The 13,123-nt window shown below is 69.2% G+C and carries 12 protein-coding genes; 9 read left to right on the forward strand and 3 right to left on the reverse strand.

Going from position 1 to position 13,123, the window contains the following annotated elements; all coding sequences use genetic code 11:
* Positions 1–8 precede the first annotated feature (8 nt).
* Complete coding sequence (locus tag UK23_RS04615) at positions 9–392, forward strand: VOC family protein (RefSeq protein ID WP_052684354.1); 384 nt, start codon at positions 9–11, stop codon at positions 390–392.
* Here the strand turns inward: UK23_RS04615 and UK23_RS04620 are convergent.
* Complete coding sequence (locus tag UK23_RS04620; protein ID WP_231114372.1) at positions 378–698, reverse strand: YciI family protein; 321 nt, start codon at positions 696–698, stop codon at positions 378–380. The genes UK23_RS04615 and UK23_RS04620 overlap by 15 nt on opposite strands.
* Before the next feature lie 194 nt (positions 699–892).
* Between UK23_RS04620 and UK23_RS04625 the strand changes: the two genes are divergently transcribed.
* Together UK23_RS04625 and UK23_RS04635 are read left to right on the forward strand one after the other, a co-directional pair.
* Positions 893–2,968 (forward strand): putative Ig domain-containing protein, encoded by a 2,076-nt coding sequence (locus tag UK23_RS04625; RefSeq protein ID WP_045310094.1) that lies wholly within the window; start codon positions 893–895, stop codon positions 2,966–2,968.
* 373 nt (positions 2,969–3,341) lie between these two features.
* Positions 3,342–3,719 carry a hypothetical protein gene (locus tag UK23_RS04635; RefSeq protein ID WP_045310096.1) on the forward strand — a complete coding sequence of 126 codons (378 nt, stop codon included), beginning with the start codon at positions 3,342–3,344 and terminating at the stop codon, positions 3,717–3,719.
* Here the strand turns inward: UK23_RS04635 and UK23_RS04640 are convergent.
* Complete coding sequence (locus UK23_RS04640) at positions 3,670–4,104, reverse strand: hypothetical protein (protein ID WP_156212773.1); 435 nt, start codon at positions 4,102–4,104, stop codon at positions 3,670–3,672. The genes UK23_RS04635 and UK23_RS04640 overlap by 50 nt on opposite strands.
* A 148-nt stretch (positions 4,105–4,252) precedes the next feature.
* Here UK23_RS04640 and UK23_RS04645 point away from each other — a divergent pair, with 148 nt between their 5' ends.
* From UK23_RS04645 to UK23_RS04660, 4 genes are read left to right on the forward strand one after another with little or no spacing between them, the layout of a single operon-like run.
* Positions 4,253–6,580, forward strand: coding sequence for a glycoside hydrolase family 3 protein (locus UK23_RS04645; protein WP_045310177.1), 2,328 nt, complete (start codon positions 4,253–4,255; stop codon positions 6,578–6,580).
* An 8-nt stretch (positions 6,581–6,588) separates the two neighbouring features.
* A complete protein-coding gene (locus UK23_RS04650) occupies positions 6,589–7,233 on the forward strand; it encodes a TetR/AcrR family transcriptional regulator (RefSeq protein ID WP_045310098.1) in 645 nt (214 codons plus the stop codon).
* A 3-nt stretch (positions 7,234–7,236) separates the two neighbouring features.
* Positions 7,237–7,749, forward strand: coding sequence for a hypothetical protein (locus UK23_RS04655; RefSeq protein WP_045310099.1), 513 nt, complete (start codon positions 7,237–7,239; stop codon positions 7,747–7,749).
* A 35-nt stretch (positions 7,750–7,784) separates the two neighbouring features.
* Positions 7,785–8,069, forward strand: a complete 285-nt coding sequence (locus UK23_RS04660; protein ID WP_156212775.1) for a PASTA domain-containing protein — start codon at positions 7,785–7,787, stop codon at positions 8,067–8,069.
* Here UK23_RS04660 and UK23_RS04665 read toward each other — a convergent pair.
* On the reverse strand, positions 8,044–9,348 hold the full coding sequence (locus tag UK23_RS04665) for a nucleobase:cation symporter-2 family protein (protein WP_045310101.1): 1,305 nt from the start codon (positions 9,346–9,348) through the stop codon (positions 8,044–8,046). The genes UK23_RS04660 and UK23_RS04665 overlap by 26 nt on opposite strands.
* A gap of 79 nt (positions 9,349–9,427) precedes the next feature.
* On the opposite strand from UK23_RS04665, the gene UK23_RS04670 reads away from it, so the two are divergent.
* A complete protein-coding gene (locus UK23_RS04670; protein WP_045310102.1) occupies positions 9,428–10,150 on the forward strand; it encodes a YqjF family protein in 723 nt (240 codons plus the stop codon).
* A gap of 281 nt (positions 10,151–10,431) precedes the next feature.
* Entirely contained in the window at positions 10,432–13,113 is a 2,682-nt protein-coding gene (locus UK23_RS04675) for an AfsR/SARP family transcriptional regulator (protein WP_052684356.1), read from the forward strand.
* Positions 13,114–13,123: the final 10 nt, after the last annotated feature.

The following is a 13,123-nucleotide window of genomic DNA, read 5'->3' on the forward strand; positions in this document are numbered from 1 at the left end:
TGGGCACCATGCCCGAACCGGTGATCTCAGTGATGCTGATCGTCCCGGACGCCGACGCCGCGGTCGCCTGGTACCAGACCGCGCTCGGCGCGACGGAGCTGTGGAACCTCGGTGGTGTCGCCGGTCTGTCGCTCGGCGGCGCCGCTTTCTTCGTCCACCAGGTCAATCCGGACAATCCCGCGGAAACCAGTCCCAGTGGGATCACGAGTGTCCGGATCGAGGTGTTCACCGACGACCCGGACGGCCTCGTGGCACGTGCCGTCGCGGCCGGGGCCGTCCAGGGGTCGGCGGTCGTGGACCATCAGGTTCCGTGGGGCACCCACCGGCAGGGCGGGTTCACGGATCCGTTCGGCCACAAGTGGTCCGTGGGCGACAGCTCACCACTGCTCTAGCGGCCACACCTCCACCACTCCGTTACCGACCGCGCACGGAGTGTTCGCGACGAGCTTGACCGCCTCGTCCACCGACGCGGCCTCGATGATCGCAAACCCTGCCACCGGCAGGTCGGACCGCAGAAACGCTCCTTCTGCAACCTCGACACCGGCCGTGTTGCGGACCTGCACAGGAGAACCGGCGACGCCCATCTCCACACCCGCGTCCCGCAGGCGCTGGTCGTGCGCGTGCGCCTCGTCGCGCACAACTGGATCCATCCGGTCGTAGTCCTCGCGCGAGCCATATCCGATCGTCACGAACTTCACGGCTGTACCTCCTCTGGTTCGGACTCTTCATCCATACCGACCCAGGAGGCGCGCGAAACTCATCGGTGTATGGCTTTTTCCAGGACACCACAGGATAAAACGGGCTTCTTCGTTCCCAGTGAACAGCCGGTCCTTGCTCGACGCCCTCCCATCGGATGACCCTTTGCCTGCCCCTGCAGAAAGGAACTACTCCGATGACCAGAAGAGCGCTCCCTGCCGCGCTCGCGCTCGTCACCGCCCTGTTCGGTCTCACCACCCCTGCCACGCCGGCGCTCGCCGCCGCGTGCGGGGACCAGGTGATCGGCAACGGCGGCTTCGAGAACGGGACGTCGCCGTGGACCCAGACCACCGGCGTGATCTCCACCGGGACGACCGCGGAACCCGCGCACGGCGGCACCCAGGTCGCCTGGCTCGGCGGCGACGGCACCACGCACACGGACACGTTGTCCCAGTCGGTCACCCTGCCGGCCGGCTGCACCTCGGCGACGTTGACGTACTGGCTGCACATCGACACCAAGGAGACGACCACCGGCACCCAGTACGACAAGCTGACGGTGCAGATCGGCTCGACCACCGTCGCCGCGTACTCCAATTTGGACAAGAACACCGGCTACGTCCAGAAGACCATCGACATGTCCGCGTACCTCGGGCAGACGGTGACGCTCAAGATCACCGGCACCGAGGACGTCAGCCTGGTGACCAACTTCCTGCTCGACGACCTCGCGCTCACCACCGCGGGCAGCGCGCAGAACCCGTCGGTCACGAACCCAGGTAACCAGACCTCGCAGACCGGCCAGGCGGTGTCGCTGCAGATCCAGGCCTCCGACCCGCAGGGTGACGCGCTGACCTACAGCGCGACCGGGCTGCCAGCCGGGCTGGCGATCGACGCGGCCGGGCGGATCTCCGGAACGCCCACGACCGCGGGCACCTCCACCGTGACCGTGACGGCCAAGGACCCGGCCGGCAACAGCGGCAGCGCGACCTTCACGTGGACCGTGGGCTCGCAGCAACCACCGGACGGCACGCGGACGCCGACCAATCCCAAGTACACGGTCAGCCTCACGTCCAACGCCGCGGGCGACACCTGGACCGGCCACCAGTCGGTCACCTTCACCAACGGCTCGCCGACCGCGTTGCCCGAGGTGTACCTGCGGCTCTGGGACAACTACCACGGCAGCTGCCCGTCGACGCCGATCACCGTCACCAACGTCACCGGCGGCACGCCGTCGGCGTTGAGCGTGAACTGCACGGCTTTGAAGATCACCCTGCCTGCTCCGCTGGCGCAGGGGCAGTCCGCGACCATCGGGTTCGACCTGGGCATCGTCGTCCCGAGCGGCGCCGACCGGTTCGGCCACGACGGTGCGTACAACATGATCGGCAACGCCCTGCCGGTGCTGGCGGTCCGCGACGGCGCGGGCTGGCACCTCGACCCGTACACCAACAACGGCGAGTCGTTCTACGCCGTGATCAGCGACTTCGACGTCACCCTGACGCACCCGACGTCGTTGCTCACGCCCGCCACCGGCACGTCGACCGAGACTGTCAGCGGCAGCAACACGATCACCCACGCCACCGCGGCCAAGGTCCGCGAGTTCGCGTGGGGCGCGGGTCCGTTCACGAAGATCTCCGGCACCTCGCCGAAGGGCTTCAAGGTCAACGTGTACGGCACGAGCGGGATCTCCAGCGCGAACGCCAACTCGATGCTGACGCTCGCGAAGGACTCCCTCGACGTGCACTCCGGGCGGTTCGGCGACTACCCGTACCAGGAGCTGGACGTCGTGCTGGACAACAACTTCTGGTTCGGCGGCATGGAGTACCCCGGTTTGGTGCTCGACCTGGTGTCGAACGTGGCGCTACCGCACGAGATCGCGCACCAGTGGTTCTACGGGATCGTGGGCGACGACGAGTACAACTCGCCGTGGCTCGACGAGAGCTTCACCGACTACGCAACGGACCTCTATCGGGGCGTGACCGGCAGCGGCTGCGGCATCACCTGGCAGTCGAGCGCGGAGAAGCTGACCAACTCGATGGCCTACTGGGACGCGCACTCCTCGCGCTACTCCACCGTCATCTACAACTACGGCAAGTGCACGCTGCACGACCTGCGGCGGCTCATCGGTGACACGGCGATGGCGAACCTGCTGAAGTCCTACGCCCAGTCGCACTGGTACGGCGTCTCGACGACCGCCGAGTTCAAGGCGGCGGCACAGGCCGCGGCGGGCTCGACGGACCTGACGTCGTTCTGGGCGTCACACCGCGTCGAGGGCTGATCGACAGCGGCCTCCCCGGCGCGTGAGGGGAGGCCGCTCACCGACTGTTCGCCTCACGATTTGCGACGACTGCCCCTGCAACGGCGTTGAAGTGACGAAAGATCTGTTCTCCCAACAGGGTTCAGAGGTGGACGGTGAAGAGAACTCTCGGCATCCGTCTCGCGGTCGTGCTGCTGGTCGGTGTGCGGCGGCGATCGTCCTGGGGCAACGAGACGACGCGGCGCAGCTCCAGACGGTGCGCGGCGTGATCGGCTCGGAGAAGCTCGCCCTCTTCGCCGACCACGACCAAGGTGCGGAGCAATTCGCAAGCGCGACCCCTCACCATCGACCTGAAGTGCCGAGCACTCATCCGCATTCCGGTAGCGTCGCGATCATGCGTTATGTCAGGGTGTTCGCGGACGAGAACGGCAAATCGGTCTTCGAGGACGTCGAGGTCGAGGGCACGCCAACGGTCACGGTCGAGGGCGTGCCACCGCTGCTGGTGTCCGGCCCGTTCCAGGCCTCCTCGATGCTGGTCGTCGAACAACCGGCAGGCGGCACACCTGAGTGGGAGCTGCACGTCGCCCCGCGCAAGCAGTGGCTCGTCGTGCTGACCGGCAGGGCGGCCGTCACCGTGTCGAACGGGGAACGCCGCGAGTTCGGGCCGGGCGCGCTGCTGTCCTTTGAGGACACAGAGGGCGAGGGTCACATGTCCACGCCGCTCACCGACGACCTGTCGTTCGCGATGTTCCCGCACGAAACGCTTCGCTGAACTCCACTGAGCCCAGGCTGAGGAACAGCACCCCCGCGCTGACCCGCAGCCGCATCCCGTCGGCCAGACCTGACGTGCTCATGTAGTAGGCCGTCAGCGCGAAACTCACCGCCGCCATCACGGCCGTCAGCCGGACTGCGCGCACCGGCATCGCGCCGCGCCACTTCCGCCAGGACCAGTGGCCGGTCGGACGAAGGACGAGCATCATCCGGTCCTCGAACCGAAGGGCGAACAGCGCGGCGGCCATCCACAGCAAGAAGAGGTCCATCACCCCGACCAGCCGGCTGATGTCGTCGACGTCATCGGGCGGGACGGTGTAAGTCCACGCGAGGAGCCCGGCGAGCATCACCGCCGCGGCGATCATCAACCCCCAGATCACCTTCACCAGCAGAGACTAGCCCGGAAGCCCCCGGAGCAGCGGACAAATCCCGAGCGGCATCAGAAAGCGCTTCCATAACCGCGAGATCACCACAGGGTCACGACAAGGTATACCGACCGACCACTCGGTCGGCACATCTGGTGTGCTCGACGGCATGGACATCGAGAAGGCGCTCAAGGGCCTGGACCTGCCCCGGAAGGTGCGGCTGCTGACCGGATCCGCGCTCTTCGCCCTGTGGCCGGAGCCGGAGATCGGGCTCGCGCCGCTCAAGCTGTCCGACGGCCCGACCGGTGTCCGCGGCGCCGAGCTCAGGGGTGGCGTGATCGCCTGCGTGCTGCCGAACGCCACGCTGCTCGCCCAGCACTGGGACACGGCGCTGGCCCGTGAGGTCGGCGAGGTGCTCGCGGACGAGGCGGCTGCGCAGCAGGTGCACGTGGTGCTGGGGCCGACGATCAACCTGCACCGCACACCGCTCGGCGGCCGGCTCTTCGAGGCCTACAGCGAGGACCCGCTGCTCACCGGCACGCTCGCCGCCGCCTACGTACAAGGCTTGCAGGACAAGGGCATCGCCGCGACGCCGAAGCACTACGTGGCCAACGAGTCCGAGACCGAGCGGCGCACGGTCAGCTCCGAGCTCGACGCGAAGACGTTGCGCGAGGTGTACCTGCTGCCGTTCGAGATCGTCGTCGAGGACGCCGCGCCGTGGGCGATCATGGCTGCCTACAACAAGGTCAACGGCATTCCCGCGACCGAGCACACCGAACTGGTCGAGGGCGTGCTGAAGGGCGAGTGGGGCTTCGACGGCCTCGTCATGTCCGACTGGTTCGCCGCGCAGTCCACGGCCGAGAGCGCGAACGGCGGCCTCGACCTCGTCATGCCCGGTCCCGGCGGGCCGTGGGAGGACGAGCTCGTCGCCGCCGTGGAAGCGGGCGAGGTCGCCGAGTCGACCATCGACGACCACCTGAGCCGCCTGCTGCTCCTCGCTTCCCGCACCGGCGCGTTCGGCGCAGAACGCAAGTGGCCGGCGGATGTTCCCGCGCCGGACAGCGAGGTGAGGCGTGAGCAGCTGCGGAGGTTCGCCGCGGGCGGCATGACCGTGCTGACGAACAACGGAGTGCTGCCGCTGCAAGATCCCCGGGTCGCGCTGATCGGCCGGCACGCGATCGACACCGTCGCCCAGGGTGGCGGTTCGGCCGGACTGCGGCCACCCCACGTCATCAGCATCGCCGACGGCCTGACGTCGCTGCTGGGAGACCGGGTGTCCGTTGTGGACGGTGTGGAGGTGCGGATGCGGTACGCCGCCCCCGGTCCTGGCGTGTTGCGCGACATCCGGGCCACGACGTTCGACGCGTCAGGCGAGGTGCTGGCGTCGCGCGAGATGGAGATCGCCGAGCTCGCGGCGTACGGCGGGTGGGCGCAGGGTGCCGCGTCGATCGAGGTGTCCGGCGAGGTCGTGCTGGACGAACCGACGCGGATGCTGGCCGGGGTGCGCGGGTTCGGCGACTGGACGCTGGAGGTCGCCGGTGAGCAGCACGCCACCCGGCTGGCGTGGGCGGACGGCATCGTGGAGGAAGCGCTGCTGAAACCGCCTTTCTGGACGACCGAGGTGCTCGTCTCCCCCGGAGACCGGATCACCGCACGGGTCCGCGAGGCCTCGGCGCTGGTCGGTCTCATCACCCAGCCCGTCCCCCGTCCTCCCGCCGACGCCATCGGTGCCGCTGTGCGGGCCGCGCGCGAAGCCGAGGTGGCGGTGGTGGTCGTCGGCCTCACCGACGAGCAGGAGACCGAGGGCTTCGACAAGACGACGCTCGCGTTGCCGGGCGAACAGGACGCACTCGTCGCGGCAGTGGCGGGCGCCGCGAAACGCACGGTGGTCGTGGTGAACGCCGCGACGCCGGTGCTGATGCCGTGGCTGGCCCAGGTCGACGCCGTGCTGTGGGCGGGGCTGCCCGGCCAGGAAGCCGGTGACGCCGTGGCGGCCGCGTTGCTCGGCGACATCGAACCGGCCGGGCGGCTGGTCACCACGTTCCCGCGGGCCGACTCCGACGCGTTGTCAGTGGTGCCGGCGAACGGCGCGTTGCCCTACACCGAAGGCACCGCGATCGGTTACCGCGGCGCGTCCGAGCCGTTGTTCTGGTTCGGTCACGGCCTCGGCTACACCACGTGGGAGTACGGCCCAGCGTCCGCGTCCTTTGTGGACGGTGTGGTCAGCGCGGTGTCGCTGGAGCTCACCAACACCGGCGAACGCTCCGGCCGCGAGGTCGTGCAGGTCTACCTGCGGCCGGTCAGCGAACCGGTGCGGCTGATCGGGTGGGCGGTCGCCGACGTCGCGGACGGCGAGACCGTGCGGGTCGAGGTGCCGTGCTCGTCGCGGGTGCAACGGACCTGGGACGACGGCTGGCACCCGTTGCGCGGTGGCGAACTGCTGATCGCCCGCGGCCTGGGCGACATCCGGGTTACCCTGCCCGCTGATCAGGAGTGAGGTGAGCCGTGTCGTTCCCGCCCCGCTACCGGGCCAAGTCACGGGTGGACGTCTCGGGCGAGGAGTCCAGGGCCAAAGCCGTCGCCGTCGCCACCGAACTGTTCGCCACCTCCGGGTTCCGCGGCACGTCGGTGGCCGCCGTGGCGGCGAAGACCGGGCTCTCGCAGTCCGGTCTGCTGCACCACTTCCCCAGCAAGGCGGCCCTGCTCGCCGCCGTGCTGCAGGAACGCGACCGCCAGGACGGCGACTTCCTGTCCGGCGTCACCGGCCCACCCCTGGGCTGGGCGGCGTTCGACGCGCTGACGGCCCTGGTCGCCCGCAACTCGACCCGCCCGCAGCTGATCGGCCTGTTCGTCCGCCTGGCCGCCGAGGCCACCGAACCCTCGCATCCGGCCCACTCCTGGATCCGCGAACACTACGAAGGCATCCGGAACTGGCTCACCGACGCCGTCCACACAGGACAGGAACGCGGCGAGATCAGCGCGGACGCCCCCGTGAACACCATCGTGCGCACCACCATCGCGGTGGTCGACGGCCTGCAGCAGCAGTGGCTGCTCGACCCGGACGACGTGTCGATGGCGGCGGAGTTCGAGGCGTTCACCGACACCCTGCGCGCCCGCTGGGGAACCACAGATGGTGGCGAACGTCCTTAGGTCATGCGAAGACGTCCGCTGATCGTGCTCGGGTCCGCGATCGTGCTGACCGCGGCGGCCACCTTCTGGTACGTCAGCCGGCCGGCCCTGGACCCGGCACGGGAACAGGCGATCACGACCTATTTCGAGCAGAACCACTGGGGCGGCAAGACGGGCTGGTTCTGCGAGGGCCAGGTCATCGAAGTGGATCAGGGCCGCGACGAGTCCGAGGTCGGTTTCCTGGCGATGTGCCAGCAGTACAGCGTGACGAACGGCGAGCTGCACATCGACGCCGGCGACTTCGGTCCGAGGCTCGCCACGGTGACATCACCGCCCAGGCCGGTCGAGGTGCTCCGGGTGGACGCACCGGGAGACGGGTCGCGGTACGCTCCGTGGATCGAGGACAACTTCTCCTGGTACGGCACCAAGAAGCTGCATCGAGTGGAGAGAAACGCGGCCCGCACACTGGACGACGCGACGGCGGCCAAGGCTCGCAAGGCGTACGGGCTGCCCGCGGACGCCCCTGTCGGCCGTTGACCCGTTGCGGTACCGTCGACGTCAGGTGAAGTCATGTGACAGTGGTGGTTCCCAACTTCCACGGCAAGCAGGCGCTCGACGCGTGGCTGGCAGGCCACGACGCGGGGTTGCTCCTGCAGGGTCCTGATCCGGACAGTCCCCATCCCCTGATGAACGGCGTCGTCGTGGCGCAGCAACCCGCTGCGGGCACGCGCGCCGAACGCTGGGACGTCGTGACCGTGTGGGTCGAGGGCGGTGGCGACGGCAGCGGAGTGCGCGAGCCGCGGCGTCCGCTGCCGGAACGTCGTGAAGTCACTAAATATTACGACGGGTGTGGTTGAACAACAGGTTGAGCACGAACGCGGTCAGCGCCGCACTGGTGATGGCGCTGCCCGCGATCACCTGTGCCCACGCCGGGAACGAGTGGTAGATCTTCGGCGCCACGACCGGCAGCAGGCCGACGCCGATGGTCACCGCGACGATCAGCAGGTTCCCGGTGTTCTCGAAGTCGACCCGCCCCAGAATTCCGATGCCCAGGGCGGCGACGGTCGCGAACATGACCAGCCCGGCCGCGCCCACCACGGGGCCGGGCAGGGCCGCGACGATCGCGCCGAGCTTCGGGATCAGGCCCAGCACCACCAGAATGCCGCCGGCGACCGCGGTGACGTACCGGCTGCGCACCTTCGTGATGCCGATCAGGCCGACGTTCTGGCCGAATGCCGTGTCCAGGAACCCGTTCATCGCCCCGCCGAGCACACCGGAGACCCCCTCGGCGGCCAGACCCCTGGCCAGGTCACGGGAAGTCACCGCACGCCCGGTCATCTCGCCGACCGCGAGCATCGAGGCGGTCGACTCGGTGAAGGTCACCAGCATGACCACGCACATGGAGATCACGGCGGCCACCGGGAAGTGCGGCGCGCCGAAGTGGAACGGCGCAGCGATCCCGAGCCACGCCGCACCACCGACTCCGGAGAAGTCGGTCATGCCGAGCCCCATCGCGACCAGCGTGCCGCCCACCAGCCCGATCAGCACACCCAGCTGGCCCAGCAGACCGCGAGCGAACCGGCCGACCAGCACGATGGCCAGCACGATCCCGAACGCCAGCGCCAACCGGGACGGCGCCGCGTAGTCGGGCGCCGAGTCGAACCCGGTGATCAGCCCGGCCCCGACCCCGATCAACGACAACCCGATCACCGTGATCACCGACCCGGTCACCACGGGCGGGAAGAACCGCACAGCTCGCGCGAACGGCACCGCGATCAAGATGCCGAACACCCCGGCCGCGAGCATCGAGCCGTAGACGGCCTGCACGCCGTACTGCCCGGCGATCAGGATCATCGGCGTCACGGCGGTGAACGTCGCCCCGGCCACCACGGGCAGCCGGACACCCAGAACGCTCCCGATGCCCAACGCCTGCAGCAGCGTGATCAGGCCCGCCACCAGCAGATCGGCGTTGACCAGCAGCCCGATGGTGTGGGTGTCGAGACCGGCGGCGGCACCGAAGACCAGCGGCACCGTGACGCAGCCGGTGTACATGGCGAGGACGTGCTGCAAACCGAGCAACCCGAGCCGCGCGGGTGGCAGCACCTCGTCGACCGGATGCTTCAGGGCGGTTTCCATGGACCTCTTCGTAGCCGGTGGAAGTTGCACACGCGTCACGCGCACGAGAAGTCGCCCGCTCAGCGGTACTTTCAGGCACATGACCGAGCCGGTGACACCGCTGACGCCGCGTCCCGTGCGGTTCGCCGCCGTCGGCCAGTGGTGGCGTGACGTCACGTTCCTGCACTGGGCGGTCGAGCCGGAGAAGGTCGCGCGGTTCCTGCCCGAAGGCACCGTGCCGGACGTGCTGGACGGCGTCACGTACATCGGGCTCGTGCCGTTCCGGATGCACCCCATCGGCGGACGGATCGGGCCGCGCCTGCCCTACATCGGCACGTTCTGCGAGACCAACGTCCGGCTCTACTCGGTGGACGGCGAGGGCAGGCGCGGAGTGGTGTTCCTGTCGCTCGACGCCAGCAGGCTCGTGCCCGTGCTCGGCGCCCAGACCAGCGCCCAGCTGCCGTACAAGTGGTCGTCCATGCGGTTGAAACGCTTCGACGACGTGCTCACCTACACGTCGAAACGCATCTGGCCAGGACCTCGGGGCGCGTCGAGCCGGGTGGTCGTCCGGACCGGAAAACCAATCACCTCAGGTGACCTCGAACGATTCCTGACCGCACGGTGGGGCCTGCACGTCGCGTGGCACGGAAGAACGATCTACTTGCCCAACGACCACCCCGAGTGGCCTCTGCACGAAGCCGAGCTGCTGGAGCTGGACGACGATCTGGTGGCCGCGTCCGGTCTCGAAGCCCCATCAGGGCCGCCGGTCAGCGTGCTGTTCTCGCCAGGTGTGCCGGTGAGGTTCGGCGTTCCCGTGGCGTGAAGGGTGGTGGCCCGGTCCAGTCTGGGGGACCCTGCCGGGCCACCGGCTTCAAGGTGGCCGACGTGCGCGGTGACTTTCACACGCCGGCCGGGTTCTTGGGGGAACCGGACCCGGCAACTGCGCCGACCCCCTGTGACCGGGTGTTCGGGCCCGGCGGCGCAGGTACCGGATCTGGGTACAAAGGTGCCAGGCGGCGCGCACAGATTTCGCCCAGGCGCCGCACAGAGCCGTCCGGATACGCGAGGATGGCTCAATCCCAAACGATGAGGAGAGATGCGCCTGTGGAGTTCCTGTTGCTCGGCTCGCTGGCGGTCAGGCGGGCGGGCACACCGCTGGAGCTGGGCGGACCCCGGCAGCGGGCGGTGCTCACGATGCTGTTGCTGCACGCCAACCAGGCCGTCAGCGTCGCACAGCTCACCGAGGCGGTCTGGGACTCCCCGCCCGTTTCGCCCGAGTCGAACCTGCGCACGTACGTGGCCGGACTGCGCAAGGTCCTCGGCAATCGGCTGATCACCCGGCCCGGTCACGGCTACCAGCTCGTCGTCGAACCCGGCGAGCTCGACCTCGACGCGTTCGACTCGCTGGTGCGCCAGGGCGAGGAGGCGTTGGCAGAGGCCGACGCCGAGGCGGCGGCGGGGTTCCTCGCCGAGGCGCTGGCCAAGTGGCACGGCACCCCGACCGCCGAGCTGAGCGCTGGACCGTTGCTGCGCGCGGAGTTCACCCGCCTGCAGGAACGCCGGCTCACCGCGGTCGAGCGATATGCCAAGGCGGCCTTGGAACTCGGCCGGTTCGACGACGTGATCGACAGGCTTCGACGAGAGACGGCACAGCACCCGTTGCGCGAGGAGCTGTGGGCCCAGCTGATGCTCGCCCTGGACCGCTCCGGCCGTCGAGGCGAGGCGCTGGAGGCCTACGCGGCCGCCCGCAAGCACGTGGTCGAGCAGGTCGGCGTCGAGCCGGGCGCACGACTGCGGCAACTGCAGCAGGTGATCCTGGAAAGCCGGGTGCCCTCCCCTGCCGCACTGAACGCACACCGCCAGCTGCCGATGGACATCGCCGAGTTCACCGGACGTGAGGCCGAGCTGCGCAAGCTGTGCGAGCCGGGACCGCAGACCACGGTCGTGATCTCCGCGATCGAGGGCATGGCCGGTGTCGGCAAGACGAAACTGGCCGTGCGGGCGGCACACCAGCTCATCCAGCGGTATCCGGATGTCCAGCTGTGGGCGGATCTGCACGGCTTCGACGCGGACGAACTGCCCGCCGATCCCGCTGCCGTGCTGGAGAGCTTCCTGCGCCTGCTGGGCGTTCCCGGCGGTCAGATACCGGAGTCGCTGGAGGCCCGCGCGGCGCTCTACCGCGACCGGCTGGCGGGCAAACGGGCGTTGGTGCTGCTGGACAACGCGGCGGGCGAGGACCAGGTGCGGCCGTTGCTGCCGGGCAGCGCGTCGTGTCTGGTGCTGATCACCAGCCGCCGCACGCTGTTGAGACTGGACGGCGTGAAGTCGCTCTTCCTGGACGTCTTCACGCCAGGCGAAGCGGTGGCGCTGCTCTCCCGGATCGCCGGCGCGGACCGGATCGACGCGGATCGCGAGGCAGCCGTTCGGGTCGCGGAGCTGTGCGGACACCTGCCGATCGCGGTCGCACTGGCCGCCAAACGACTCGCTCGCCGTCCACAGTGGACCTTGCCGGACCTGGTGGCACAGCTGGAACGAGGTGGCGTCGGCGCGCGAGGCGTCTTCGACCTCTCCTACCAGGCACTCCCGGACAACCAGCGCCGATTATTCAGGCTGCTCGGCCTGCACCCCGGCGAGGACGTCACCGCGGAGTCCGCCGCCGCCCTCGCCGGCCTGACCGCGTACGAGACCGAGGACCTGCTGGAGACGTTGCTCGACGAGCATCTGCTGCAGCAGCACACTCCCGGCCGTTACGGACTGCACGACCTGTTGCGCGCCTACGCCGTCGAGCAGGTCATGGCCGCGGAACCGCCGCCCGCACGGGATTTGGCGCGACGACGGGTGCTGGACTGGTACGTGCACACGTCGTGGTACGCCGAACTGCAGCTCAACCCCGTGCGGAAGCTGGAGATCGGCACCGCGGACCCGGCCGTGCACCCGCGCACGTTCGCCGACCGCGACGCCGCCTTGCTGTGGTGCGACACGGAACGCGCGAACCTGGTGGCCGCGGTCCGGGACGCGGCCGAGCACGGCCTGGCGGAGCAGTGCTGGAGCCTCGCTCAATGCCTGTGGGACTTCTTCAACCTGCGCAAGCACTGGGCCGACTGGATCGACACGCACACCGTGGCGTTGGCGGCCGCACGTTCGGTCGGTGATCGCAGCGCCGAGGGCCGGATGCTGATCACGCTCGGCATCGGGCTGCGCGAGATCCGGCGCCACGACGAAGCCATCGAGTGCTACCAGCAGGCACTCGCGATCTTCCGCGCGATCGGGGACAAGTCGCGGCAGGAACCGACGTTGAACAACCTCGGCATCGCGTACATGGTCGTCGGGCGGGTCGACGACGCGCTGGCGTGCTACGAGCAGGCCGCCGAGATCGCGCGTGAGCTGGGCAACCTGCACACGGAAGCCGTCATCTCGAACAACATCGGGCTTCTGCACGCCGACGCCGGGCGGTTCGACCAGGCGCTGGAGTGGTACCTGCGGGCGTTGGAGATCCGGCAGGAAGTCAAGGACCCGTACAGCGAGGCGATCCTGCTCAACAACATCGGCGAGGTGTACCGGGGGCTGCTCGACTTCCCCGAGGCCGTGTCGTACGTCGACCGGGCGCTGGAGACGTTCCGCGCGATCGGCGACCTCTACGGGCAGGCCGAGTCGCTGGACAACCTCGGACTGGCGCTGGACGGCCTCGGCGACCGGCGGGGCGCGGAGAAGTGCTGGCTGGAGTCGGTGACGTTGTTCGAGGAACTGGGCGAGCCGAAGGCCGACGAGGTGCGCGCCAGGTTGTAGCCGAGGCGGT

It is taken from the genome of Lentzea aerocolonigenes (assembly GCF_000955955.1).
Taxonomy (GTDB): Bacteria; Actinomycetota; Actinomycetes; order Mycobacteriales; family Pseudonocardiaceae; genus Lentzea; species Lentzea aerocolonigenes_A.